This window comes from Rhodocytophaga aerolata, assembly GCF_030503435.1.
Classification (GTDB): Bacteria; Bacteroidota; Bacteroidia; order Cytophagales; family 172606-1; genus Rhodocytophaga; species Rhodocytophaga aerolata.
Genome location: NZ_JAUKPO010000001.1, coordinates 973,995 through 999,977 on the forward strand (window position 1 = coordinate 973,995; position 25,983 = coordinate 999,977).

At 41.1% G+C, this 25,983-nt stretch carries 19 protein-coding genes and 1 pseudogene; 14 read left to right on the forward strand and 6 right to left on the reverse strand.

Annotated features, from left to right (window positions below):
* Positions 1-87 precede the first annotated feature (87 nt).
* Together Q0590_RS03970 and Q0590_RS03975 are read left to right on the forward strand one after the other, a co-directional pair.
* Positions 88-5,028: a DNA repair ATPase gene (locus Q0590_RS03970; RefSeq protein WP_302036180.1), complete on the forward strand. Its 4,941-nt coding sequence runs from the start codon at positions 88-90 to the stop codon at positions 5,026-5,028.
* Between the two features lie 358 nt (positions 5,029-5,386).
* A complete protein-coding gene (locus Q0590_RS03975) occupies positions 5,387-5,668 on the forward strand; it encodes a hypothetical protein (RefSeq protein WP_302036181.1) in 282 nt (93 codons plus the stop codon).
* A gap of 125 nt (positions 5,669-5,793) precedes the next feature.
* On the opposite strand, the gene Q0590_RS03980 is transcribed toward Q0590_RS03975, so the two are convergent.
* From Q0590_RS03980 to Q0590_RS03995, 4 genes are all read right to left on the reverse strand, one after another.
* Entirely contained in the window at positions 5,794-7,758 is a 1,965-nt protein-coding gene (locus tag Q0590_RS03980; RefSeq protein WP_302036182.1) for a carboxypeptidase-like regulatory domain-containing protein, read from the reverse strand.
* Positions 7,759-7,965: 207 nt separating this feature from the next.
* Positions 7,966-8,877 (reverse strand): L-serine ammonia-lyase, iron-sulfur-dependent, subunit alpha, encoded by a 912-nt coding sequence (sdaAA, locus tag Q0590_RS03985; protein WP_302036183.1) that lies wholly within the window; start codon positions 8,875-8,877, stop codon positions 7,966-7,968.
* Positions 8,878-9,054: 177 nt separating this feature from the next.
* Complete coding sequence (locus tag Q0590_RS03990; protein ID WP_302036184.1) at positions 9,055-9,360, reverse strand: hypothetical protein; 306 nt, start codon at positions 9,358-9,360, stop codon at positions 9,055-9,057.
* A gap of 105 nt (positions 9,361-9,465) precedes the next feature.
* Complete coding sequence (locus Q0590_RS03995) at positions 9,466-10,728, reverse strand: SDR family NAD(P)-dependent oxidoreductase (RefSeq protein WP_302036185.1); 1,263 nt, start codon at positions 10,726-10,728, stop codon at positions 9,466-9,468.
* Positions 10,729-11,095: 367 nt separating this feature from the next.
* On the opposite strand from Q0590_RS03995, the gene Q0590_RS04000 reads away from it, so the two are divergent.
* The 8 genes and pseudogenes from Q0590_RS04000 to Q0590_RS04035 all read left to right on the forward strand — a co-directional run bounded on the left by Q0590_RS04000 (position 11,096) and on the right by Q0590_RS04035 (position 18,579).
* Positions 11,096-11,998 carry an NAD(P)/FAD-dependent oxidoreductase gene (locus Q0590_RS04000; RefSeq protein WP_302036186.1) on the forward strand — a complete coding sequence of 301 codons (903 nt, stop codon included), beginning with the start codon at positions 11,096-11,098 and terminating at the stop codon, positions 11,996-11,998.
* A 104-nt stretch (positions 11,999-12,102) separates the two neighbouring features.
* The gene (gene hemN / locus Q0590_RS04005; RefSeq protein ID WP_302036187.1) at positions 12,103-13,470 is read left to right on the forward strand and encodes an oxygen-independent coproporphyrinogen III oxidase; all 1,368 of its coding nucleotides are present in this window, start codon (positions 12,103-12,105) and stop codon (positions 13,468-13,470) included.
* A gap of 173 nt (positions 13,471-13,643) precedes the next feature.
* On the forward strand, positions 13,644-13,991 hold the full coding sequence (locus tag Q0590_RS04010) for a DUF6787 family protein (protein WP_302036188.1): 348 nt from the start codon (positions 13,644-13,646) through the stop codon (positions 13,989-13,991).
* A gap of 89 nt (positions 13,992-14,080) precedes the next feature.
* Positions 14,081-16,489: a heavy metal translocating P-type ATPase gene (locus tag Q0590_RS04015; RefSeq protein WP_302036189.1), complete on the forward strand. Its 2,409-nt coding sequence runs from the start codon at positions 14,081-14,083 to the stop codon at positions 16,487-16,489.
* A gap of 92 nt (positions 16,490-16,581) precedes the next feature.
* Entirely contained in the window at positions 16,582-16,761 is a 180-nt protein-coding gene (gene ccoS / locus Q0590_RS04020; RefSeq protein WP_302036190.1) for a cbb3-type cytochrome oxidase assembly protein CcoS, read from the forward strand.
* A 139-nt stretch (positions 16,762-16,900) separates the two neighbouring features.
* Positions 16,901-17,647: pseudogene (locus tag Q0590_RS04025) on the forward strand (acyl-CoA desaturase).
* Positions 17,648-17,712: 65 nt separating this feature from the next.
* Entirely contained in the window at positions 17,713-17,970 is a 258-nt protein-coding gene (locus Q0590_RS04030) for a hypothetical protein (protein WP_302036191.1), read from the forward strand.
* Between the two features lie 15 nt (positions 17,971-17,985).
* Positions 17,986-18,579 (forward strand): CPBP family intramembrane glutamic endopeptidase, encoded by a 594-nt coding sequence (locus Q0590_RS04035; protein WP_302036192.1) that lies wholly within the window; start codon positions 17,986-17,988, stop codon positions 18,577-18,579.
* On the opposite strand, the gene Q0590_RS04040 is transcribed toward Q0590_RS04035, so the two are convergent.
* Together Q0590_RS04040 and Q0590_RS04045 are read right to left on the reverse strand one after the other, a co-directional pair.
* The gene (locus Q0590_RS04040; protein ID WP_302036193.1) at positions 18,554-18,745 is read right to left on the reverse strand and encodes a hypothetical protein; all 192 of its coding nucleotides are present in this window, start codon (positions 18,743-18,745) and stop codon (positions 18,554-18,556) included. The two genes, Q0590_RS04035 and Q0590_RS04040, sit on opposite strands and share 26 nt — an antisense overlap.
* Before the next feature lie 8 nt (positions 18,746-18,753).
* A complete protein-coding gene (locus Q0590_RS04045; protein WP_302036194.1) occupies positions 18,754-20,430 on the reverse strand; it encodes a sensor histidine kinase in 1,677 nt (558 codons plus the stop codon).
* Positions 20,431-20,939: 509 nt separating this feature from the next.
* On the opposite strand from Q0590_RS04045, the gene ccoN reads away from it, so the two are divergent.
* From ccoN to Q0590_RS04065, 4 genes are all read left to right on the forward strand, one after another.
* Positions 20,940-23,072, forward strand: a complete 2,133-nt coding sequence (gene ccoN, locus Q0590_RS04050) for a cytochrome-c oxidase, cbb3-type subunit I (RefSeq protein ID WP_302036195.1) — start codon at positions 20,940-20,942, stop codon at positions 23,070-23,072.
* A 120-nt stretch (positions 23,073-23,192) separates the two neighbouring features.
* A complete protein-coding gene (locus Q0590_RS04055) occupies positions 23,193-23,381 on the forward strand; it encodes a cytochrome C oxidase Cbb3 (protein WP_302036196.1) in 189 nt (62 codons plus the stop codon).
* 19 nt (positions 23,382-23,400) lie between these two features.
* Positions 23,401-24,327, forward strand: coding sequence for a cbb3-type cytochrome c oxidase N-terminal domain-containing protein (locus Q0590_RS04060; protein WP_302036197.1), 927 nt, complete (start codon positions 23,401-23,403; stop codon positions 24,325-24,327).
* An 82-nt stretch (positions 24,328-24,409) separates the two neighbouring features.
* Positions 24,410-25,945, forward strand: a complete 1,536-nt coding sequence (locus Q0590_RS04065) for a 4Fe-4S dicluster domain-containing protein (RefSeq protein ID WP_302036198.1) — start codon at positions 24,410-24,412, stop codon at positions 25,943-25,945.
* The last annotated feature ends 38 nt before the right edge of the window (positions 25,946-25,983 follow it).

Consider the following 25,983-nt stretch of genomic DNA (forward strand, 5'->3'; position numbering starts at 1 on the left):
TTCTACCTATCTTACAGATCATTCACCGAAGAATGGTCAACTAGCTTTATAGATAAGCTAATCTTCAAGTAAAGATTTATTAGCTCCATGGCAAATCCAACCCCAGCAATAAAAGAAAATCCGGTAAAAGAAGCACATCTGGAAGAAGGCACTTATGAAATAATCCGGAACCGCTTGCGTAAACAAGGAAACGAACTGCGCACCCGACTCGATACATTGAATCACAAAAGGCGTGAAGTATTTGGTTCTATTGAAACACGTTTGCTGGCTACCGAACGCATTACTACCGACAACAACTGTGTCCCAGTAGACATGGTTCCTGTAAATGACCTGTTCATTTTTGGATACAATGTACACATGGGCCTAAAAACAGAGACTAGTATTAGTGATGTATTTAGTGTTTACCGGTATCAAAACCACAGTTTCGTTCAACAGCCTTTAGATTTAATTGCAGACAAACGTTTTGAAGAAGATTTTAAGAATCTCTACAAATACTACCGGAATACACAGTTTGCCAAATTTGCTTTATTAGGTCAGCGGCTGTTTATGATTTTTCAGGTTGGAAAAAGCCAGGATGATATCAAAACCTTTAAATGGGTAATAGAAGGAGACAAACTAACCTATGTGGATAACCGCAGTGAAGGCGAATTTTCATATCCGGACCAGTACCAGTTTAAATGGAAACGAACCTCCCGCGAAGCACGCAGAGAAGGAAAGTTCCCACATATATCTATCGCTGACCGGGTATTTGTTGAAACCATCGGCGGCGATCTTACGATCAAAATAGAAAATAACACAGCCAGTGGAGAGGGCATTTATTCAGAAGAGGTAAAACACAAAGACCAGACCCTGGACGATGCGGAAATCTTCTATGCCATAATTGGGAGCATTGTGGTACTCAAAATCAAACCATTTCAGGAAAATGAGTATCGCTATATTGTATACAATGAAAAAATCCGGCAGGCACGCCGCATAGATTCCCTGAAAGATTCCTGCGTATTTCTACCCGACGACCACGGAATTATTTTCGCAAATGGGTATTATCTGCAAACTGGAGAATACAAGCTATTCGATACTCAAATGGCTAATATGCTTTTTGAAAAACGTATTGCTTCTCCCAATGGCGAAGATTTTCTATATATATTTTATAGCAAGGTTACCGGCATTTATGAGTTACTCTCCTATAACCTCATAGAACAAAAAGTGGCCATTCCAATTATTTGCCATGGCTATTCCATCTTTGAAAATGGCGAACTCTGCTATTTTAAAGGAGAAGACGAGCCTAAGAAACATCATGTTGTACAAATCTGGCAGACACCCTATGTAGACCCTAACTTTCCCCTGCACACAAGCAATAGTGAGTCCTATTTGTATAAAATCGGCAATAAAGATGTAGTTAGGGCAATGGCCGAATGCAACGAACTGCTCACGTTAATCGACCGGGACGACAGTTATGCCAACTTGTATCTGGATCTGGTAAAGATGTCTACCGATATTATAGACTCTTACCACTGGCTTAATAAAGAAGAAACCCTTCGTTTGATTGAGCCGCTAGCAGAGCTAAAGCAATCGGCCTCAACGGCCATTGAGGAGTTTGAAAAAGTAACCCGTATCAAAAAGAATACAGCTGTTGAGGTAGAACGGGTAACTGGCAAAATCACAAAAGTATTTGCAGATGTCAAACGGCAACAGCCCGAAAGTATTGATTATTTTGTACATTTTCTGGCTGAACTGCGCACCCTACGAGGAGAAACTATTTCGCTAAAAAGCCTGCGGTATGTAGCCATTTCTTCCATTGAAAGTAAGGAAAAAGAAATTGAAGCATATACTACAAAACTATCTGATGAGTGTGTGCAGTTTTTATTAAAAGACGATGCGTTACTGCCCTACCACCAGAAAGTTACACTGCTGCAAGAGCATATCAACAAAATAGAAAAAGTAATAGATGCCAGCAAAACAGAAGAAGAAATAACCAAAACATCGCAGGAACTGGAGATGTTGATAGAGGTGGTAAGTAACCTCAAAATTGAGGATGCTACCCAAACCACGCGGATCATTGACAATATTTCTTCTATTTATGCCCATTTCAACCAGATTAAAGCTGCCCTTAAACGCAAAAGACAGGAATTAGTAGGTATAGAAGGCAAAGCTGAGTTCGCCTCCCAGTTAAAACTTATAGATCAGGGAGTGGCCAATTATCTGGATATTAGTGAAACACCTCAGAAATGCGATGAATACATCACTAAGCTAATGGTGCAACTGGAAGAGCTGGAAGGAAAATTCACCGAATTTGAAGAGTTTACGGAAAAAATTACAGAAAAGCGGGAAGAAATATACAATGCCTTTGAAAGCAAAAAACTAAGCCTGATTGAAGCCAGAAATAAACGTGCCACTAGCCTGCTGCAATCAGCCGAACGGATACTCAAAGGGATTAATAACCGGGTAACTTCTTTTGCTACCAGCTCAGAAATTAACGGCTACTTCGCCTCTGATCTCATGGTAGATAAGGTACGCGATATTATTAAGCAATTAATTGAAATTGGCGATACCGTAAAATCAGATGACATCCAAAGCCGTCTAAAAACTGCCCAGGAAGAAGCCATACGCCAGCTGAAAGACCGCCAGGAATTATTTGTAGATGGAGCCTCTATTATTAAGTTTGGCGACTTTAAGTTTTCTGTCAATACGCAGCCATTAGATCTGACGATGGTCTACCGCAACGGAGATATGTATTACCATTTAACAGGGACTAATTTCTTTGAGAAAGTAACCAATGCCGCTTTTAACAACTCCCGTAACGTATGGGAACAAAGCTTAGTGTCGGAAAACAAACAAGTATACCGCGCCGAATATCTGGCTTATCAGATAATTAAGAAGGCACAAGAAGCTGAAAAAACTTCTGTATCTAACGGAATGCAATACCTGACTCTGGAAGTTCTACATAAGTTAACCGATGAAGAGTTACTTGCCTACATTCAGAAGTTTATGGCTCCCAGGTACAATGAAGGCTATATAAAAGGAGTGCATGACCATGATACACGGATATTACTCCGGGCATTGCTGAACTTTACTCAAACAATAGATCTGCTGAGGTACCCTTCTGCAGCCCGTGCCTGTGCTTCGCTTTACTGGCAATACTTTGCCGATGCCGGCCACAAACAACTTATGTATCACCGGCTGAAAGGGGTGGGCATTATTTTACAAGTATTTCCGAAAACCCGGGAATTTGGCGGAATTATAGAAGAACTACAGGCTGAGATAGCTGCATTTAGCCGGGAGAATAAATTATTTAGTGAGACTTTTGCACCCGAAGCTGGGGAGTACCTATTCTACGAAATTACCCGCAGCGACAGTTTTATTGCGGATGCTGAGGCGGCGGATTTGTATAATCAGTTTATGCACTATTTGGCATCCAACCATTCTGCCGACAGATACCACAGTTCCATAGAAGCGCTGGAAAATACACCCATTGCCCGGTTTAAATTAATTAAAAAATGGCTGGGCGCTTATATTGATTTTATTTATCAGGAAGCTAAACGGGAGTATTTAGATGAAACGGCTGTCCTGTTATATGGGGAAGATCTGGAGAAAAAGAAAGTGATTCAGCTATCTCTTAAGTCTGAAATAGAAGGCTTGCAAGGTTCACATGCTGTAATAGAAAATGGCCGGTATCAGCTGGATTATAACAGCTTCATGACTAAACTGAAACTATTTGATACGCAACTAGTACCTGAGTTCAGCCAATTTCAGGATACAAAGAAAAAGCTATTGGAAGAATTTAAACAAGATCTGCGGTTGGAAGAATTTAAATCTCACGTTCTGACTTCCTTCATCCGGAACAAACTGATAGATCAGGTATATCTTCCATTGATTGGAGCTAACTTAGCCAAGCAGATTGGTACGGCTGGCGATACTAAACGTACCGACCGTATGGGTATGTTGCTATTAATTTCACCTCCGGGATATGGTAAAACCACCTTAATGGAGTACATAGCCAACCGTCTGGGAATTATTTTTATGAAGATCAACGGACCAGCTATAGGACATAAAGTTACTTCATTAGATCCTGCAGAAGCACCGAATGCCTCAGCCCGGGAAGAAATTGAAAAGCTTAGTCTGGCCCTTGAAATGGGTGATAATGTCATGTTGTATCTGGATGATATTCAGCATTGTAATCCGGAGTTTTTACAGAAATTCATTTCCCTGTGCGATGCTCAACGTAAAATAGAGGCTGTATACAAAGGCAAAAGCCGCACCTATGACTTACGTGGCAAAAAAGTATGTGTAGTCATGGCCGGTAATCCCTATACCGAAAGTGGTGAAAAGTTCCAGATTCCGGATATGCTAGCCAACCGGGCTGACATTTACAACCTCGGCGACATTATTGGCAATGCAAGTGAGGCTTTCAAACTGAGCTACATAGAAAACAGCCTGACCTCTAACCCGGTTATGCAAAGGTTGAGCAATAAGAGCCATGCAGATGTGTTGGCGATAGTCCGACTAGCTCAGACTGGTAGCAAAGATGGCATTACCTATGAAGCAAGTCATTCGGCAGAAGAAATTAATGAATATGTAGCGGTACTGAAAAAGTTATTAGTTATTCAGGAAGTTATTTTGAAAGTAAACAAAGAATATATTCATTCGGCTGCACAGGCAGATGAGTTCCGTACAGAACCTCCTTTCAAACTACAAGGTTCTTACCGGAATATGAATAAAATGGCTGACAAAGTGGTAGCCTTAATGAATGACCAGGAATTGGAGATGGTTATCCAGACGCATTACGAAAATGAAGCCCAGACATTAACTACCGGAGCTGAGGCCAATCTGTTAAAATTTAAAGAACTCATAGGAAAATTAACACCCACAGAACAACAACGATGGGAAAATATTAAGGCTACTTACGTAAAGAATAAGAAGATGAGAGGATTAGGCACTGATAATCAGGTAGGGCAAGTAGTTTTAACTATGGAATCTATTTCGGAAGGCTTGCAAGGTATAAAACAAGCTCTTTTAACAAAGGAAGAATAATAGATAAAAACCATTGGTAGAAGAATGTGAACAGGAAAATTAGAGAAACTGATTCCTTTCAACGGCTTCTTACGTAATATTTTATACAGAATTAGGCGAATTCTCCGTAGGTGAGTATAAATTAAAGATTATTTATGCAGGTTTATTTATTCTGTTACAAGTAATATACAGGAAATTTTGCTAATCTAAAGGCTTTTTCTTCTTTGGGCTTTAGGAGTAAGCCATCTGCTGCTTTTTTAAGCTAAAACAATTCTAATGTAAGCATACCATCGTATTTATTTAGTAAAAACTATAAATCCTGACGAACTTTCGGATATAAAACAAGCAAGATCTATAACATTACAAAATATATACGGCAATGACCAGAGAACAATTAGAACAAAAAATTAAAGAGATGGAAGCTACCATTAACCAGCTGAAACTGGAAAAAGAAGAAGCTCAGCAACTGGTAGAAGTAGTATATGAATGTGTACAAAAATTAGAAAACAAATACAGAAAGTCTGTAAACCGGGAATTGAGTTACCGCGAAATGCTGTTCCATTTCAATCACCAGAAAGCACAGGATTTATTAAGAGATTATATCAGCAAAGATGCCCTGAAAGTACAGTTCTATGGTGCTTACAACTATCGTTCTAACTAGTAAATAGAAATAAAAACAATAAGCTATGGAAAGAAACCTGCTCTAGAGCAGGTTTTTATTTTTAACGCCATACAAAAGCCTCCAAATATTTGGAGGCTTTTGTATACGAATAGTAAGGAGTTCATCTACTTTCTGCGCACAGAGAATTTGGCATCTTTTACATACAGATCATACCACTGATTGGTTTTACTGTCATGACGGGTAACAACTCCAGAGAATGTACCTTCAATTAATTTATCGTCATAACGAGTAACTGTAATTTTATTTTGCTTGATCTTTTCAGGTCCATTTGGCCCATAGGCAGTATAATAATTCAGCCGCTTCCCATCTTTCACTACCGTTACATTTATGCTCGGCCTGCAACCATAGGTGCCATTTACTGTACTGCATAAACCGTTAAATTCTCCTTTTTCACAACCGGGCCACTGTAATACCAAAGAAACAGGATCTGTCTGGTCGTTGCCTACACTGGCTCTGGTACTTTCCTCATTTGTACAATACCCAATCATGGCATTATCTGATGCTGAAAGTTTATTTAAATCCATCACTTCGTTGGTAAATCCATCTCCATTCAATGTTACAGTATTTTCATTAAGTACAGCTTTAGGAGGTTCACATAATTCTACATTGCCCAACTCTACAGTAACGCCATCTTCATTAGGAGCTTTAAATGTTATATCTCGCATTTTTCCGGTTGTATGATCAATGATAGTGATGGAAGACTCATATCCTGGTGCTACTGTCACCCGGAAAACGCCTCTTTCATCAGTAGGACGCTTGCCATATGAGAAAATTTCTGATGTATTAAGAACAAAATTGGCTTGAATTGGATTGCCATTGCAAACGGTACGGCCCACCACGAATACCGGACATGGAACTTTAAACGTCCGTTTTTCGGGTTTTTGCCCCAAAGTAAATGGACCAATATCCGCTACTTTTCGAATCAAACCAGGGCCCTGATATAGTAGTACAGGCAATACCCGGTTATCTGGCACACGGCGTATTACTACTCCATTTTCGTCTGAACTAGCCCATGCCTGCCCAATGGTCATGAATACTTTTCTTACCGGATAACCTGTACAAGGAATTCCCCCAGTAGTAATTGGTTCTCCCGGATTTTCAGGGTCTATAGGAGTCCGTTCTACTTTACCTTCACCACTACCAGTTCCATCAGTTTCTATGACAAACTCAACTTCTACTCCAGTTCCAGGTACATCACAGTTCCAATCAGTGAAGTGTTTCACTTTGCCAATGTAGCGGCTACCTTCTCGTGCTGCTTCACCTTCTTCCATCCATAACCCTTTCTGTTCATCAAAGTACCACAATGGTATGGTAGATGGCGCATCTGATGTCTGTTTAGATGAGATAGCCACTGTAAGGGTAGCTTCTTTCCCGTTTGCAAGTTGCAGGTCATTGCCATTACTGTCGCGTAGGAGTACACGCAGTATACCATATGAATATAGCATACTACCACTTTCATCTGTGCGTTGGGCTGCTAAATCGCCTCCTGGTACAATGGCTGGAAATGCCTCATCTGTTGGATCTAAATGGCGTAGTGTGACATTTACTTGCCCGGAGTATAAGCTACCATCTGCTTTTACAATACCATTTGCCGGAATTTGCACGGAAGATCCGTTAGGTAAATTAGCGGTACCACCTGTATTAGCATCTAACTGATGAGTAGCTGTGGCACCCATTAATACCATTTGCACAAAAGCTTCGCCATTCGCTTTGGGTATAAGGGCTGTAGAACCAGTAAAATAGCCTTGTTTGGTACATTTTAAATAACACCGGTTAGCCGGTACTTGTATGTTAGATAATGTAAACTCTCCTGCAGCATCTGTGGTGATAGTTTTACCATACACCTCCACTTGCGCACCAGACACTGGCCGCTGATTTTCATCAAGAACTAAACCCGATAAAGTGGTACTGATTTTAGGACCATCATCAGAAATATACTGGCTATCTGTTGATGAATTAAAAGACGGCACATGTGTATCGTCTTTTTTACAATGTGAAAGGAATAATCCAGTAGAAATCAATGAGGCGATTACAAATGGACGGGAGAAAGAAAAGTACTTTTGAAACATACAATACAGGTAAATCAATAATATTAATGAGTTAGAGTAACTTTCTGTAGAAAAAATAGTCACAGAGAGGTACTCGGAAGCTTAGTAAAAAGAATAGCTAGAAAGTAACCTACTAACTCAAAATAATACTACGATTTAGTGCATCTACGAACGTTGATAAATGGATAATAACAAAAAAATTAAACTACTAATTTGATTGCCTACTAGTTATAAATTTCTATTCTCCTCTTCATCCGGAAGAATATCAATATCCTGAATCAATACTTTTTTTGAAATTGCTTGTCCGGTAAGTGTGGCGGCAAGGCCTCCCAGTGCTGTTTCCTTGTATCGGCTTTCCATACTTTGTCCAATTTCTCCCAAAGCCATTACACATTCATCAACCGGGATTACCGGATTAACACCTGCCAACGCAATTTGAGCCGATGAATAGGCAATAGCTGCCCCACTGGCATTCCGCACAATACAGGGAACTTCCACCAAGCCAGCTACCGGATCGCATACCAACCCCAGCATGCATTGAATAGTAATAGCTACGGCTGCAAAAACCTCCTCAATACTTCCACCCAGACAATATACTACAGCCCCGGAACCCATCGCCGCCGCACTGCCAGTTTCGGCCTGGCAACCACCCACTGCACCGGCAAGTGAAGCATTCTGCTCTATTATTAGCGCTATTCCGGCTGCTACCAGCAAACCCTCTAAAATAGTTTGATCTGGTAATTCATGTATTTCCTGAATGGTTGTAAGAATGCCCGGAAGTATCCCGGAGGCACCAGCTGTAGGCGCTGCTACAATTCTACCCATGCAGGAATTTACCTCTTTGGCAGCCAATGCCCGGGCAACGAGTTTCTGGAATTCAGGAGAAAGCACAGTTTTGGCCTTATAAACTTTTTTTGCTCCATTATTTACCATGCCGGAACGCGAAATCATATCTTCTTCCAGGCCTGTACGCACGGCATCTTTCATCACTTGATAGGCCTTTTGCATACCTTCCCATATCTGCTCTCTGTTACGGCCTTTTTGCTCTATTTCATAGGTTAGTACCGGCTCAAAAAGAGGTTGCTTCTGCTCTTCACAGTACTGATGCCATTCTTTAAAACTATCAAATAATAGTGCCATAGGTTGGGGTATATAAGCTAACAGAACAAGGTTACAGATAAGCCATGGGCTTTGAAAATAAGTTGCTTCTGCTTATTCCTAAAGTTACGTATAATCCCACAGTTACCGTAGAAAACAAAACAGCTTATGCCAAATGCATAAGCTGTTTTGTTTTGATTAAAAAAGTAATTAATTAAACTAGGCCCTACGTTTTCTTGGATTCCTGGGCCGGTCATTATTTCTTGGATTGGTATCATCATCCTGGTCAGGGGTATTAGGTACCCGGTTAGGATGCATTATTTTCACATTGGCGGCAGGTGTATCCGGACCTTCGGTGTACTTATCGGCAATTTCATAATGTTCATCCAGATTTTCCAGATCGTTTACTGATTTTAAGCCTGCTTTGCTAGTACCTTCCCCGGATGGTTTACCTTTAGGTGGTACATATGTACCATTCGCATTCTTACCTATTACCACTTTGCTATCTTTATTATCTTTTCTCATAATTACCTCCTTAAAATTTAAATAACCTATTTAATAAGCCAGATAAAATATTTGGCTATATGCATTAATAAACTAATTGTCAGTTATATAGTTGAAAGTTGTTTTTTAATCAGCGTTTCCGGTGGCTCCTTCATTGGTAAATCCGCTACCTCCTTTACTACCGCCACTATTATTTAAACTATTATTTGCTGGGTTGTTTGCTGGATTTTCATCCATCTTTTTCTCCCATCCAGATGAAGCATTGCTGGGGGCCGCAGATTTATTTTCCTGTCCGGACTGACCAGATGAACTTGCAACATCTTCATCTACGTGGCCAAATTCTTCTTCATTCGACCGGCCTTTCCGGGTGAGATTCCAGACCATACCGGCCACAGCCAAGCCTGCCGATAATCCCACTAATGCTTTTGAAACACTATTTTTCAACTGGCCGCCATTAGCATGCAAAGCTTCCGTAATAGCATTGCTGTTGTTTTCACTAGATGGCGTATATCCATAAGTATTAGCGAACCGGTTCTTAGCAGTATCGCCTTCCATAGAATGCTTCAGGTTAAGTTCACCTGCAGGTTCTGATTTCATAGAATCGTCAGCCATAGACCCAGTTGCACCTTTATTAATTGTTACCCCTCCATCTACCGAGTAAAGTGAACCGGTAACATACGAAGCTTCATCGGATGCCAGAAACAAGTATACATTGGCTACTTCTTCAGGCGTACCTCTTCTGCCCATAGGAGTTGCTTCTACTACCATTTTTTCCGTTTTTGTAGACATGGGCCCTGTTTCTTTATGAGTCCAGGCAGTGTCTATAGCACCTGGGCAAACTACATTAGCGCGTACGCCATATTGTGCTTGCTCTACAGCTACCCCTTTTATAAAAGCGTGAATAAATCCTTTGGTTCCTCCATACGGAGCATTTTCAGCAATGCCCAAGAGGCCTGATTCAGAACCGGCAGAAACAATGTTGCCTTTTGTTTTTTGCAGGTGTGGAATGGCAAACTTTGTCATCATGAAGGTGCTCTGGATATTGTTTTTTACCAGATATTGGAATGCTTCTGTTGGGTAACTATCAATGGTTTCCATAACCGGAAATACACCAGCATTATTAATAAGAATATCCAGTTTACCCCAGGTTTCTATAGCTGTTTCTACACACATTCTGGCATGTTCGGCCATCGAAATATCGCCTTTATAGGCAATAGCTGTTCCACCTTTAGCAGCTATTTCCTGAGCTACTGCCTCAACTGGGTCATCTGGAAAGCCACATACTACTACTTTTGCTCCATTTAAAGCAAATTTTTTGCAGATGGCTTCTCCTATTCCGGCACCGCCACCTGTAACAATGGCTACTTTGTTTTTTAATCGTTGTTCCATGGGTTTTAAGGTGTTTGTACTATCAATTATAAATATTTATATATGAACTTGTTTAACAAGTAGAAAAACTAATACAAGTCCATACTATTTTCTCAAAAGCAGTATTATCCTGCCTGCTACCTAATAAAGGGCATATAGTATTGTCTTTGCAAAGCAAAATTTCATTTATGGTAACGTAATTACAAAGCATAGGTTAGACATTAGTTTGTAAAAAATTTAAATACTGCCAACTCCTGCTATTATTCATTTTCATTATTTTCAAAACAAATCAGTAAAATATACTTATTAAGTACTTGTTTAGTAGATAGTCTGTTTTATAATCCTTACGTGATATTTTACGTACTAAGAACATTGCCAAATTGGATCTATGAACAACCTGTATGATGTGATAATTGCCGGTGGCGGCCCTGCCGGATTAAGTGCGGCTCTGGTGCTGGGAAGGTGTTTACGAAAAGTACTTATCTGTGATGTTGGAGAATACCGCAATGCCAGTTCAAATGCTTCCTGGGGATTTTTTACCAGAGATGGCACACCTCCTCACGAACTCATCCGCCTTGGCCGGGAACAATTAAAGCCCTATGATGTGGATTTCCTTCCGGTAAGGATAACAACCGCCCGAAAAACAACTACCTATTTTGAAATAGAAACGGAAGATGGCAACCGCTACACAAGCCGCCGTTTTCTGATCGCCACTGGTGTCAAAGATTTTTTACCAGAAGTACGGGACATTGAAAAATATTATGGAAAAAGTGTACATCATTGCCCTTACTGTGATGGCTGGCAGGTACGGCATCAGCCACTAGTAGCGTATGGCAAAGGCCGGGTAGCGGTAGGATTAGCTCTATCGCTGAAAACCTGGAGTGCTGATGTAACTTTAGTAACAGATGGAAAAAATAAGCTTCAGCTAGAAGATATGGATCGGCTGGAGCGGAATGAAGTAAAGATAAAATGTGAAAGAATAGCCAGGCTGGAAGGCACAGTACCCAAACTGGAAGCCATTCACTTTAGTGATGGAATCTCTATACCATGCAAAGCTATTTTCTTCAACTTAAGTTTTATTCAACAATCCGACCTATCTAAACAATTAGGATGCAGCTTTTCTGGCAAAGGCATGGTTAAAACGGATGGACAACAGCAAACCTCAGTTAAAGGAGTGTATGCGGCTGGTGACGTAGACCATGATTTGCAACAAGTAGTAGTAGCCGCAGCGGAAGGAACCAAAGCTGCTATCAATATCAACAAAAGTTTGCAGGAAGAAGACAGAAAGTAGCCGTATTGATATGGATCACTGTTTTCTATTATAAATATCATCCTTTGTAGCTATCTGGCGGCCTACCTTTGCAACTGTTCACCCATTGTTGCCATTAAACGCATATGTTGCTACAGGAAGAATTAATTCAAAAATACAATGTACCTGCTCCACGGTATACCAGCTACCCTACGGTACCTTATTGGAATGATCAAAAGCCTACTGAACGGGACTGGTTCAAGGCGGTAAAACGTACTTTCGATGCTACGAACACAACCAAAGGAATTAGTTTATATGTTCATCTGCCTTTCTGCGAAAGCTTATGTACCTATTGTGGATGCAATACGCGTATTACCAGAAACCATCAGGTAGAGCCCAAATACATAAAAGCTATCCTGGCAGAATGGCAATTATATGTTGACCAGCTGGGCAGCTGGCCTATTATCCGGGAGTTGCATCTGGGGGGTGGTACGCCTACTTTCTTTAGTCCTGAAAACCTGGCATTTTTGCTAAATGGCTTATTTGATAAGGCCGACATTCATCCGGAACATGAGTTTAGTTTTGAAGGACATCCCAATAACACCACCGCTGCTCATTTACAAACCTTATATGACCTGGGTTTTCGCAGAGTAAGTTATGGTATTCAGGATTTTGATGAGAAAGTACAAAAAGCCATCAACCGGATACAACCTTATGCAAATGTGGAAAGAGCTACCCAGGAAGCACGTAAAATTGGTTATGAATCTGTTAACTTCGACCTGGTATATGGCCTGCCTTTCCAGACCCAGGAAAGCATAGCCCGTACGCTGGAATATGTAGCTCAGCTAAAACCAGACCGGATTGCTTTTTATAGTTATGCTCATGTGCCCTGGCTTAAGCCCGGCCAGAGAGGGTATGATGAAAAAGATTTACCAGTAGATGCAGAAAAAAGAGCTTTATATGAATTAGGTTTAGAAAAATTTACCCAGCTAGGGTATACTGATATTGGCATGGACCATTTTGCTCTACCAACGGATGCTCTGTATAAAGCCATGCAGCACAAAACTCTACACCGCAACTTTATGGGGTATACTACCTGTGCTACAGACCTACTTATCGGCTTGGGTACTTCTGCGATTAGTGATGCCGGGAATGCCTATTTACAGAATGTTAAAAAAGTAGAAGAATACCAGCAAGCAGTATTTTCCGGAGAGTTACCCATATTAAAAGGGCATTTACTTACCAAACAAGATTCCGTAATCAAGCAACTAATATTACAGATTATTTGCAAAGGCGAAGTAAACTGGACACCCGGCTTCTGGTATTCGCTGGAGCCTGAAGCCCGGGCAGAACTAGCCGCAATGAAGAAAGAAGGGTTACTTAGGCTTACAGAAGAAGGGTTGTGGGTGACGCCACTCGGTAAAACGTTTGTCCGGAATATCTGTATGGTGTTTGATGTACTGCACCGAAAAAAGGCAAATCAAACCAAGCAGCTATTCAGCAAGGCAATTTAAGTATATTCATTTTCGTAAACAGACCCATAACTTGTGCAGTAGGGCTCAAGTCATGGGTCTGTTTGCTTTTTATAAGTCTTCAAAACTGACCAATATCATTTTTTTGTCTGATGGCAGTCATGAGAAAAAAAGCTAGTAAAGCCCATTTTTACAGCTGAAATACAAAAGTTCCTATGTCTATATCAACCAGTAAACCTACTTTTCTTCAACGCCTGAAAATGAAATGGGGTGTTGAATCTGCCCTACAGGTATTATTAATTTTTATTGTATTCAGCTTGGCCGGAAGCACAGCTGTTCTGTTGCGCAAATCCTTTTTTTCGCTCATCGGGTTTGATGGCTATACAGCCTTCTGGCTAAAAACAGTTGTATACATTCTCTTTTTATTTCCTACTTACCAGCTGTTGCTACTTGTTTACGGTACGTTATTCGGGCAGTTTAAATTTTTCTGGGCCAAAGAACGCAAGATGCTGCTGGCTGTACGGAAAGCATTTGCAAGCCGGGAAACAGACGGAAGAAATTAACCAATTTGAAAATTTGGGATGAGGAAGTTTCAAACCAACAGTTAATCCTTTTCCCATTTTTCAAATCATCACATTTCAAATTATTCACCATGGAAGCACTGATTGCCGAAGATATAAAATGCCAGCACTGTGGAGATACCTGTCCGGATACCCATATTCATCAGGATACTGATAAATTTTTCTGCTGCGAGGGATGTAAAACGGTGTACGAGATATTGTCGCAAAACGGCATGTGTTCATACTATGATCTGGACAAAAATCCAGGCATTAGCCTGAAGGGAAAGAGTTTTGGTACCCGTTATGCCTTCTTAAACAATCAGGAAATAGCAAAGCCGCTGTTGGACTATGCCAGTGAAAATCTTTGCAAAATAACATTACATATTCCGGCTATTCATTGTAGTTCCTGCATATGGCTGCTGGAAAATCTATACAAACTACGGGAAGGAATTACCATGTCGCGAGTGAATTTTATGAAGAAAGAACTCGCCCTTGGTTTCGACCCAACAATCATCAGCTTGCAGCAACTGGTAGAATTGCTGGCAACTCTGGGCTATGCACCTCAGATAAGCCTGGAGGAATATAGCCATAAAGCACAACGAAAAGCGAATAATGGCATTTTCTTAAAAATTGGCATAGTTGGCTTTTGTACCGGCAATGTTATGCTGCTGAGTTTCCCAGAATACTTCGGCCTGGATTATGTAATGGAGGGGGAGCTAAAACACTATTTTACCTGGCTCAATGTCCTGCTTACATTGCCTGTGATTTTTTATGGTGCTTCCGGTTATTTTATATCTGCTTATAAATCGCTTAAAGAAAAAGTAATTAACCTGGATGTACCGATTTCTATAGGTGTTTCAGCACTGTTTATCAGAAGTGCCTATGAAACTTTTACAGCTACCGGACCTGGCTATTGGGATAGCCTTTGTGGACTGGTATTTTTTCTGTTGATCGGTAAATGGTTGCAGCATAAAACCTACGAAAATCTATCCTTTGAACGGAACTACAAATCATATTTTCCACTGGCAGCAGCCGTAGTAAAAGATGGCAAAGAAGAAAGTATGCCAGTATCCCAATTGCAACCCGGCGACAAAATCTTAATCCGCAACCAGGAGCTGATTCCAGCAGATAGTTTATTGCTGAGTGGCCAGGCATGGATAGATTATAGTTTTGTTACTGGCGAGTCGCAACCAGTAGAAAAAAAAGCAGGAGAATATATTTACGCCGGTGGCAGGCAAATAGGAACACAGATAGAACTTACTGTACAAAAGCCTGTCTCGCAGAGTTATCTTACCCAGTTATGGAACAACGAGACTTTTGCCAAGGAAAAGATTACACCTGTTACAAAACTAGCCTCTAACTTTAGTAAGTATTTCACTTATATAACTATATCCATAGCTCTGCTGGCAGCAACCTTCTGGTATTTTACTGACCAGTCGGTTATATGGAATGCGTTTACGGCGGTATTGATTGTGGCTTGCCCTTGTGCCTTAACACTATCTATGCCTTTTACTATGGAGAATACCATGCGTATTTTTGGCAAAAATGGAGTTTATGTAAAAAATCCCGGGGTTATTCAGCATCTGGCTACTATCACGCATGTGGTATTCGACAAAACCGGCACCCTTACTCATGATAATAAAGCCAGCATTACGTTTATTGGCAACCCGCTGACTGCAGAAGAAAAACAGTTGATTAAAGCTGTTGCAAGTCAATCTACTCATCCGCTAAGCCGCAAAATCAATAGGTATTTAGGAAAGACACCCTCTGTCCCTGTAAGAAATTATTATGAAACCACTGGCGCAGGCATAGAAGGGATAGTACAGGATACGTATGTACGTATAGGTTCCGGAAACTATGTTGGCATAGAAGAGACCCCTGATACTGTTAAAGCAACCTCCAGAGTGTATGTGTCTATAAACTATGCCTATAAAGGATATTTCGAATTACAAAACCAGTACCGCACTGGCTTTGCTGATGTATTGAATAAACTTAAATCAAGGCTTAAGCTCTCGTTGCTTTCTGGCGACCATGTGGTGGATTTGCCTGTACTGCTGCCTGTGTTTGAACAAAGAAAGAATTTGCATTTTGAGCAAAGCCCGGCTGACAAGTTGCAATACATCCAGAAACTGCAAACTCAGGGCGACCATGTACTTATGATAGGCGATGGTTTAAATGATGCAGGAGCACTAAAGCAAAGTGATGTGGGCATGGTGCTTACCGAAGATGTACATGCTTTCTTCCCGGCTTGCGATGTACTGGTGGATGCCCGCAATTTCAACCGGCTGGATAATTTTATCCGGTTCAGCCGGACCAGTGTAAATATTGTAAAAGCAAGTTTTCTGCTTTCCCTGGTCTATAATTTCATTGGTGTAGGGTTGGCTGCAGCCGGTCAGTTGTCGCCGGTGTTTGCTGCCTTGTTTATGCCGCTTAGTTCTATGTCCGTAGTAGCATTTGCGGTAGGTATGAGTAGTTTATTTGCCCAGTGGAGAAAGTTGTAAGAAAGGTATTATCCTGTTAACATGCAGATACAACCACTACTTGAAAAACTATTTCAAAATTCATTTGTCATTCATTAGTAACTATTATTCCCATGTCTGTTATTTTAGTTTTAGTCACATTAAGCATGCTTGTAGCTGGAAGTTTTCTGGGAGCTTTTATTTGGGCTATGAAAAGCGGACAGTATGAAGATACGTTTTCCCCTTCTGTACGCATGTTGTTTGAAGAAAAGACGGAAGAAGATACAGCGCCTAAAAAAGGGCTCAAAAAATAAATCTTTAGGCAGCTTAAGAACACAGGCTACAGAGGAATCAGTGTGGTGGGGAAATTAGCAATTTGTATACCTCGTCTGCCATTTATTAAGCATCCATTTTCACCTGATAATTTATTCTTTTCTTAATCTACAAACCTTTATGATTATACTTGCCTTTTTCCTGGCTCATTGGTACCTGTCGTTGTTTGCGCAAACTTTCTTTCTACACCGCTATGCAGCACATCAAATGTTTACCATGAATAAAACCTGGGAAAAAATATTCTACATTCTTACGTTCATCTTCCAGGGTTCTTCCTTTTTAAGTCCGCGGGCGTATGGCATTATGCACCGCCTGCACCATGCCTATGCTGATACGGAAAATGATCCCCACTCTCCGCGTTACTCCGACAACCTGTTCGATATGATGTGGAAGACCAAAAGTATTTACAATGATATCTTAAAAGACAAAGCTAAATTTGATAAGAAGTTTTATAAGAATATACCCAACTGGCAATTTATGGAACGCCTGGGTGATACTTGGGCAGTTCGGGTAGGCTGGGGCGTTTTGTAATCTCTTTTCTATATTCAGTTTGCTACCGAGTGGTGGATGTTTTTATTACTGCCTATACATTTCTTTATGGGGCCTGTGCATGGGGCCATTATTAATTGGTTTGCTCATAAGTTTGGCTATGTAAATTACAAAGTTGGCGATACAGCCAAAAACCTGTTGCCATTCGACTTTTTAATGATGGGCGAAAGCTACCATAACAACCATCATAAATTTGGAGGCAGGGCAAATTTTGGCATTAAGTGGCATGAATTTGATCCAACGTATCCGGTCATCCTGCTGCTCAATAGCCTGAAAGTAATTAAACTCAAAAAGAATAATGACTTAATATATATGTAATAAGCAAAAGGCAGAAGTTATACTACGGCTTTTTGCTTTCTTGTTCAACTCAAAACGACGGCATCATGCAGAAGCATAGCTTAGTATATTTTACACTGTTGGCCTACCTCCTTTCCTGGCTGGTATGGTTACTATTGTATTTGCCTTACTTTGGTATATCTGTTCTCCCTGTGCTTCCTTACCATCATGCATTAGGAGCCATAGGTCCCATTGCAGCGGCGTTTATTGTAACCTACCACTTCCATGGAAAGGAAGCAACTAAAGAGTTAGCTTCCAGAGTAGTTAAGTGGAATGTGCCCGTAAAATGGCATATACTTGTATGAGTTAGTCCATTTGTTATGCTGTTAGGCGCAGCTTGCCTTGTATACATGCAGGAAGGAGAGTTCATCCAGTGGAGAGATCTGTTTACCTCCCGTGAGTTTCCTTATATGTCTTTTGGCGTATTTGTGCTTTATAACCTGTTTACTTTCGGATTCGGAGAAGAGACTGGCTGGTGTGGATTTGCCTTGCCTCGGCTACAAGCCAACTATAATTCATGGTGGGCCACTGTTATTCTGACGGGTATATGGGCGGGGTGGCACATTCCTTTGTTTCTTTACCGGCCAGGCTATGTTAGCATGGATATAGCCGGCATTTTTGGCTGGGGACTTAGCTTACTGACAGGAAGTTTTTTATTATCCTGGTTTTATAATTCGTCCGGTGGTAGTATTCTTATTGTAAGTATTTTTCATGCTACCATTGATCTTGCCTTCACATCCAAAGCTTCGGATGGCAATGTTACCATGTATATGGGAATGTTTATCACTATGTGGGCTATTAGTGTTATCGGGATACAAAGGTTTTACTCTGTTAAAGTAAAAAGCAGTTCTCTGCCCCCAACCACCACGCGTAAGGATGCTAAGGATACTACTCAGCACTATGAATATCAGTAGCAAATCCTTTCAATAAAGATAGATCTCTTTTTGATTGTTGGTGTTCTACAATAAATTCATCAAAGGAAAGAATATCTGATTGTATTTTACTGATTTGTTCTTTCAAGAGTAAATTCGTACTGGCAATTGCTTCTAAAAAATGACCAATGGTGTATTGATTTTCCATAAAACGTATTATAATTTTTGTTGATTAGGCAATACTACTTCTAAGCGGGTGCCTTCACCTAAGGCACTGTATAAGCGTACGGTACCACCTATTTTATCGATTGCTTTTTTTACTAAATATAATCCAAGTCCTGACCCTTTAGAACGCTCGTCTCCTCTGCAGAACATGTCAAATACTTTTTCTTGTAACTGTTCAGGAATGCCTACCCCATTATCCTCAAAAACAATTACCAGATCTTTCTGCTGACTCTCAGCAAACCAGATATTTATGTAAGGGTTTGAAATATTGTTCTTTTTATACTGCAAGGCATTTTCCAGAATGTGCTTACAGATAATTTTTAGTGAAAAATGATCAGCGTACACATGAATATCTTGCTCACATTCCAATCGTATATCTACGGCTTTATCAGTTTCTTGCAGAAAATCTAATTCTGAAGCTGTTTCTTTCAGGAGCGTATTCAGGTTAATAGAAGTCTTTTCCGGGTAGTTACTTTTGATGTTACTTACTTCCATAAGATTAGTCAAGACCCGGTTTGCCTGGGCTGCCTTTGCTGAAATCATCTGGAAGTATGTTCGCACTTTATCATCAGTAAATTCCATTAAGGCGATGTCGCACAAACCTAAAAAAGAAGCCAGAGGCCCTCTTAGATCATGGGAGGCGCGGTAGATAAATGTATCTAACTCTTGATTAATTTCGAGCAGATTTCTGTTAGATTGCTCCAGCTGAGCCGTTCTCTCTTTTACCCTGTTTTCTAACTCTTGCTTTGCTTTTAGTAAGAATTGTTTTGCCTGATGCCGCTCTGTAATGTCCATTGCCGAACCTATAATATACGGTTCACATCCTTCCTCCTCGAACCGGAAAGTCCGGTATTCCCAGAAATATTCTTCCCCATCTTTTCCCAACAAGTGCATAATACCTGAACTTGCCTCAACCTGGCTTACTTTGTTGATATATTCATCATAGCAACCTACCGCTTTGGGAGCAAGCAAATCGCGTACATTCTTCCCTACAAGTTCTTCGTCAGAATATTTTAATAGTTTACAGACAGCCGGGTTCACAGATAATATGCGGCCTTGCAGATCATGCGTACATATAAACCCCTGGTTATTTTCTACCAGATCACGGTATTTCTTTTCACTGTTTAGGGCATGTTTTTTCTCTTCTTCTAAGCGCTTTTTCTGCCGCTGAAGCTCAAAGAATGTGGTAGCATTTTTGCCCAGAGTCTCCAAAGCTAGTTTCTGTTGGATGGTAAGTTCTTTAGGCTTAAAATCAATTACGCATAAACAGCCAATCGGATATCCTTCAGGAGCAAGTAAGGGTACGCCACAATAAAAACGAATGGCAGAATGATGGGCAAATTTGTCATCAAGCCAGGTATCCTTTACTTCATAACTACTACGCTGCTCAATGGTATACTGGCAAAAGGAAATACTTTTCTCGGTTTGAGGAATACGTAACCCGTATTTAGGCTTAAGCCACTGCCCGGTGTCATCAAGCAAATTGATAAGCGCGGCAGGTGTATCGCAAATAAGGGCAGCCAGTTTGGTGATATCATTTAATTGCTGTTCCTCTGGTGCATCAAAAATAGGATAACTTTCGATAGCCGTCATTCTCGCCTGCTTATGGAAACCAGGTGTGTGCGCTGCAGCTATCGTTTCATCGAATAGTGGGTAAAAGTTCTCCATTAAAAAATACTTTTCGTGATCCTGGTATTTCTGAATTACAGGTAAGATTTAATTGGATTACTTCTTTCCTTACTTGTAATTTCTGCTTCAAATTTTGAATAGTGAAAGATAAAACAACAGTTAAACACCTTTATCTACTGAAAATTCAACTATTAATAAGGTTCAGCTAGCGAGAAGTAAGCCAGTTTGGAAAAGTTTTTAGTGGATTGCTGCTTTTGATACATACGTAAGGTCAGTTGCTAAAATTAGTAAGCACACAAGAACAGGATATTCGCTTTAAATTAAGCCTTGCTTACTTTTTTAATTCAGGTACTTTTTATAGTAAACCGGCTTTCATAACCAAAATCAAGCCTACCAGCATACGCTTTATTAGTCACCCGAATAGAGCGCTCAGCCAGCCACAGGTAAAAACTGACATATATCATCCTTTGCTCTAATGCCTGTCATTCCCAGCCTAAACCCTGTCATCTACCTTTACAGACGAAAATAATATAATTCAACAGGGTAATATGGAATTACAAAAGTTTAGTTACGACAATAAGATAGTAAAGTATTTTGCTATCGCTACGGTTGTCTGGGGGGTAGTAGGTATGAGTGTGGGATTAATTGTTGCACTGCAAATGGTTTTTCCGGCACTTAATTTCGACTTACAGTACACCACCTTCGGACGCATCAGGCCATTACATACCAATGCGGTAATATTCGCTTTTGTAGGGAATGGTATTTTTGCAGGAGTATACTACTCTTTGCAGCGCCTGCTCAAAGCACGCATGTTCAGCGACACCTTAAGCTGGATTAACTTCTGGGGATGGCAATTAATAATTCTGTCAGCAGCTATTACCCTGCCTTTGGGTATTACTACCTCTAAAGAATATGCAGAACTTGAGTGGCCAATAGACATAGCCATTACCTTAATCTGGGTAGTATTTGGCTGGAACCTGATTGGCACTATTGTTAAACGTCGCGAAAAGCATATGTATGTAGCCATCTGGTTTTACATTGCTACATTCGTAACAGTGGCTGTGCTGCACGTAGTTAATTCATTTGAACTTCCCCTGCATGCCTTTAAAAGCTACTCCTTATATGCCGGTGTACAAGATGCCCTGGTACAATGGTGGTACGGACATAATGCAGTGGCATTCTTCCTGACTACCCCTTACTTAGGCTTAATGTACTACTTTTTGCCTAAGGCTGCTAATCGTCCGGTATATTCTTATAAGTTATCTATCGTACACTTTTGGGCACTAATTTTTATCTACATCTGGGCAGGCCCTCACCACTTATTATATACTTCCTTACCAGACTGGGCACAGGCCATGGGTACTGCGTTCTCTATCATGCTAATTGCTCCTTCCTGGGGTGGGATGATGAATGGTTTGCTTACCCTGCGTGGTGCCTGGGATAGAGTTCGCGAGGAGCCAGTATTAAAATTTATGGTGGTAGCTATTACTGCTTATGGTATGGCAGTATTCGAAGGCCCAATGCTTTCACTGAAAAATGTAAATGCTATTGGCCACTTTACCGATTGGATTGTAGCACACGTACACGTAGGCGCCCTGGGATGGAACGGTTTCTTAACCTTTGGCATGCTCTACTGGCTGATCCCACAGATGTGGAAAACGTCTTTATACTCTAAAAAATTAGCGAACGTACACTTCTGGTTAGGTACCCTGGGTATATTATTCTATGCATTACCCCTGTACTGGGCCGGTATTACTCAAAGCTTAATGTGGAAAGAATTTACACAGGAAGGCTTTCTAAAGTATCCGAACTTCCTGGAAACGGTACAGCAGATTCTACCTATGTATATGACACGTGCGGCTGGTGGAGCTTTATACTTATCAGGTGTGTTTGTGATGGTATATAATTTATTCAAAACGGCTGCCCAGGGTACTTTCGTAGCCAATGAAGCGGCTGAAGCTCCTGCCTTAACACAGGAAGTAAGTGAGCATAAAGAATATTGGCACCGCGTACTGGAGAAAAAACCCATCGTATTCACGGTATTAGCTACCGTAGCTATCCTGATCGGTGGAGTATTTGAGCTGATCCCTACTTTCTTAATCAAGTCTAACGTACCTACGATTACAGCCGTGAAACCTTATACGCCACTTGAGCTGCATGGACGCGACTTATATATCAAAGAAGGTTGCGTAAACTGCCACTCTCAGATGGTACGGCCGTTCCGCTCTGAAACAGAACGGTATGGGGAATACTCTAAAGCCGGTGAATTTGTGTACGACCATCCATTCTTGTGGGGTTCTAAACGTACCGGTCCGGATCTGCAGCGTCTGGGTCAGAAATATCCGGATAGCTGGCATTATCACCACATGGTAGATCCTACCTCTATGTCGCCAGGCTCTATTATGCCGCCCTATCCTTGGTTAGTAGAACAGACCTACGATAAATCGCTGACTCCGGATATGATCAATGTGATGCGTACGTTAGGTGTTCCTTATGAAGAAGGATATGAGAATCAGGCCAATGCCGATGTAGAAAAGCAAGCCGATCAGATTGTGAAAAACTTGAAAGATGCCGGCATAGATGTAAAATCTGACAGAGAAATTGTAGCCTTAATTGCTTATCTGCAACGCCTGGGTACCGACATTAAAGTAAAACCCAATGTAATTGTAACCAATGAGTAATCACCGGTTACGGTCCACAGTACTAATCTTGATTATCTGGTAACTGACATTTAGCAAACAAGATTGTTCTGTGGACTAATACAGCGGGTCATTCATCAATCACTACTAATCATTATTCCTATGTTTAAATATTATTTCGAGCGGGTACAGGATGTGGAAATTTTCCCGGTAATCTCGCTGCTCATCTTTGTCATATTCTTCATTACCCTGTTGATATGGGTAGTAAAAGCCGATAAAAAATACATAAAGTCTATGGAGCATCTGCCTTTAAGTGAGGAAACTCCCGGAGACGAAAAACTGATTCGCTAAGCAACACAAGTATACACCCATGACAACAAAATGCTTGAAATCCAATTGGAAGGCAGTAGGCCTGGCAGCTCTCGCCACTTGCCTGCATGGAAACCTGTTTGCCCAGGGCTCTGCATCCTCTACACAAACAGGTGTATCTGAGCAAGAAATCCTGTTCTTGGTAGTGTCCGGTATGCTGATATTTGTAAGTATAGCTGTATTGGTAGTAGCCCTGTATATTCTGCAAGTGATGCGGATTATTATGCAGAAAGATACCGTGACTGCTCCTGTAGAAGTAATAGCCACAGAAAGTTTCTGGCTTACTTTTAAGAAGAAATTTATCACCGGCGATGTATTGCCAGTAGAACAAGAGGGCGCAGTAGCCATGGACCACATATACGATGGCATCCAGGAGCTGGATAACCACATGCCGCCTTGGTTAAAATACACCTTCTATGGCACCATTGCTTTTGCTATTATCTATTGCATTAACTTCTTCTCTCTCGGATTGGTGCAAACCAGTGAACAAGAGTACGTGGCAGAAATGGCACAGGCAGAAAAAGAAGTAGGTGAGTTCCGCAAACTAGCGGCTGCCAGTATTGATGAGAACAGCGCAAAACAAGTAACAGACGAAGCTGCTCTGACCAGTGCGAAAGCTATCTACTCACAAAACTGTAGTGCCTGCCATGGCGCTGCCGGTGAAGGGGGCGTAGGACCCAACTTAACTGATGAATACTGGATACATGGCGGCTCCGTAAAAGATGTATTCAAAACTATTAAATACGGTATTCCACAAAAAGGGATGATTGCCTGGCAGCAGAAGCTGAAGCCAGACGAAATTCAGAATGTATCCAGCTACATTTTATCGCTGCAAGGCACTAAACCTGCAAATGGAAAAGAGCCTCAGGGAGATAGAGTAGTAAGCGCTGAAACAACGCCAGAAAGCAAAACAATGTCAAGTTTATAATACTACTGAACCTGGATTCATAGAGATTTTAAGTGATTTTAAGATCCTATGAATTCAGGTTTCAGACCAAACTATACCAGCCATGGCAACCATCACCGATAACAAAGAGACGTTCCGCGATCATATATCTACAGTAAATGAGAAGGGAGAACGTGTCTGGGTATATCCTAAGAAACCCAAAGGCAGATTGCATCAGTTGCGGGTGGTGGTTGCCATTGTGCTGTTAGGCTTATTATTCGGAGCTCCTTTTATAAAAGTAAATGGACTACCCTTGTTTCTGTTCAATATATTCGAGCGGAAGTTTGTCATCTTGGGGTTTCCTTTCTTCCCGCAAGATTTTTACCTGTTTGGCCTAGCCATGCTTACGTTTTTTGTATTCGTAATCTTGTTTACGGTCGTGTATGGGAGAGTTTGGTGTGGATGGGCTTGTCCGCAAACCATTTTTATGGAAATGGTTTTCCGGAAAATTGAATACTTTATTGAAGGGGATGCCAACCAGCAGAAAGTATTAGACAAAGCTCCCTGGACAGCAGATAAGCTACTAAAGAAATCTGCCAAACACCTCATTTTCTTATTTATTTCATTAATAATAGCCCATACCTTAATGGCTTACCTGATTGGTGTGGATGAGGTATATGCTATTATTACCCAATCTCCGGCACAGCATCTGGCAGGGTTTATCGGACTGGTAGGTTTTACCGGAATTTTTTATCTGGTATTTGCCAAACTACGGGAGCAGGCTTGCACTGTTATTTGTCCGTATGGCCGTTTGCAGGGAGTATTACTAACCAGGGAAACCATTGTTGTAGCCTATGACTTTATCAGAGGTGAACCCAGAGGAAGGTTAAAGAAACCGGCAAAGAAAGTTGAAAAAACAGAAGACCCATCCTGCTCCGGCGGTTGTTCAGGCTGTGTGCATCAGGCAAGCCACGAAAAACCAGGCACCGTAGCCGATGCAAAAGCTGTAGAAACAAGACCCTTAAAACTGGAAGATCTGCTAACGCAAGGCGACTGTATTGATTGTAAACTGTGTGTTCAGGTATGCCCTACTGGTATAGATATCCGGAATGGCGTGCAGCTGGAATGTGTGAATTGTACCGCCTGTATAGATGCCTGCGACGAAGTAATGACCAAAATCGGCAAACCTACCGGGCTAATCCGGTTCGACTCTCACAAAGGTATTACCGAAAAAGTAAAACTGACATTTAGCTCCCGTATGGCGGCTTATACGGCTGTGCTGCTTTTACTGCTTTCATTGCAAGGTTTTTTACTGCTTAACCGCAGCCAGGTAGAAGCAACGGTACTGCGTGTACCCGGCATGTTATACCAGGAACAACCCGGTAACCGGATCAGCAACTTGTATAATGTACAACTGGTAAACAAAACAACCGAGCCTATGCATATTACCCTGCAACTGGAAGATCAGCCGGAAGGGACATTAAAAGTAGTTGGCGATAAAATCTATATTCCGGAGAGTGGTTCAGCGGAAGTAGTATTATTTGTAGAGTTGCCCAGAAGTAGTATCCGCGCTGTAAAAACACCCATCAAAATTGGGGTGTATGCAAATGGCAAGCGACTGGAACAAAGTAAAACCAACTTTCTGGGTCCTGCTAAGTAACAACATAATGCAAAGTGTATATTTCAACTTTATGGAGG

Bases quoted from the DNA above. Each gene is read 5' to 3' on its own strand.
- Q0590_RS03970 (WP_302036180.1), top strand. From the start codon at position 88: ATGGCAAATCCAACCCCAGCAATAAAAGAAAATCCGGTAAAAGAAGCA.
- Q0590_RS03975 (WP_302036181.1), top strand. From the start codon at position 5,387: ATGACCAGAGAACAATTAGAACAAAAAATTAAAGAGATGGAAGCTACC.
- Q0590_RS03980 (WP_302036182.1), bottom strand. From the start codon at position 7,758: ATGTTTCAAAAGTACTTTTCTTTCTCCCGTCCATTTGTAATCGCCTCA.
- sdaAA (WP_302036183.1), bottom strand. From the start codon at position 8,877: ATGGCACTATTATTTGATAGTTTTAAAGAATGGCATCAGTACTGTGAA.
- Q0590_RS03990 (WP_302036184.1), bottom strand. From the start codon at position 9,360: ATGAGAAAAGATAATAAAGATAGCAAAGTGGTAATAGGTAAGAATGCG.
- Q0590_RS03995 (WP_302036185.1), bottom strand. From the start codon at position 10,728: ATGGAACAACGATTAAAAAACAAAGTAGCCATTGTTACAGGTGGCGGT.
- Q0590_RS04000 (WP_302036186.1), top strand. From the start codon at position 11,096: ATGAACAACCTGTATGATGTGATAATTGCCGGTGGCGGCCCTGCCGGA.
- hemN (WP_302036187.1), top strand. From the start codon at position 12,103: ATGTTGCTACAGGAAGAATTAATTCAAAAATACAATGTACCTGCTCCA.
- Q0590_RS04010 (WP_302036188.1), top strand. From the start codon at position 13,644: ATGTCTATATCAACCAGTAAACCTACTTTTCTTCAACGCCTGAAAATG.
- Q0590_RS04015 (WP_302036189.1), top strand. From the start codon at position 14,081: ATGGAAGCACTGATTGCCGAAGATATAAAATGCCAGCACTGTGGAGAT.
- ccoS (WP_302036190.1), top strand. From the start codon at position 16,582: ATGTCTGTTATTTTAGTTTTAGTCACATTAAGCATGCTTGTAGCTGGA.
- Q0590_RS04030 (WP_302036191.1), top strand. From the start codon at position 17,713: ATGCAGAAGCATAGCTTAGTATATTTTACACTGTTGGCCTACCTCCTT.
- Q0590_RS04035 (WP_302036192.1), top strand. From the start codon at position 17,986: ATGCTGTTAGGCGCAGCTTGCCTTGTATACATGCAGGAAGGAGAGTTC.
- Q0590_RS04040 (WP_302036193.1), bottom strand. From the start codon at position 18,745: ATGGAAAATCAATACACCATTGGTCATTTTTTAGAAGCAATTGCCAGT.
- Q0590_RS04045 (WP_302036194.1), bottom strand. From the start codon at position 20,430: ATGGAGAACTTTTACCCACTATTCGATGAAACGATAGCTGCAGCGCAC.
- ccoN (WP_302036195.1), top strand. From the start codon at position 20,940: ATGGAATTACAAAAGTTTAGTTACGACAATAAGATAGTAAAGTATTTT.
- Q0590_RS04055 (WP_302036196.1), top strand. From the start codon at position 23,193: ATGTTTAAATATTATTTCGAGCGGGTACAGGATGTGGAAATTTTCCCG.
- Q0590_RS04060 (WP_302036197.1), top strand. From the start codon at position 23,401: ATGACAACAAAATGCTTGAAATCCAATTGGAAGGCAGTAGGCCTGGCA.
- Q0590_RS04065 (WP_302036198.1), top strand. From the start codon at position 24,410: ATGGCAACCATCACCGATAACAAAGAGACGTTCCGCGATCATATATCT.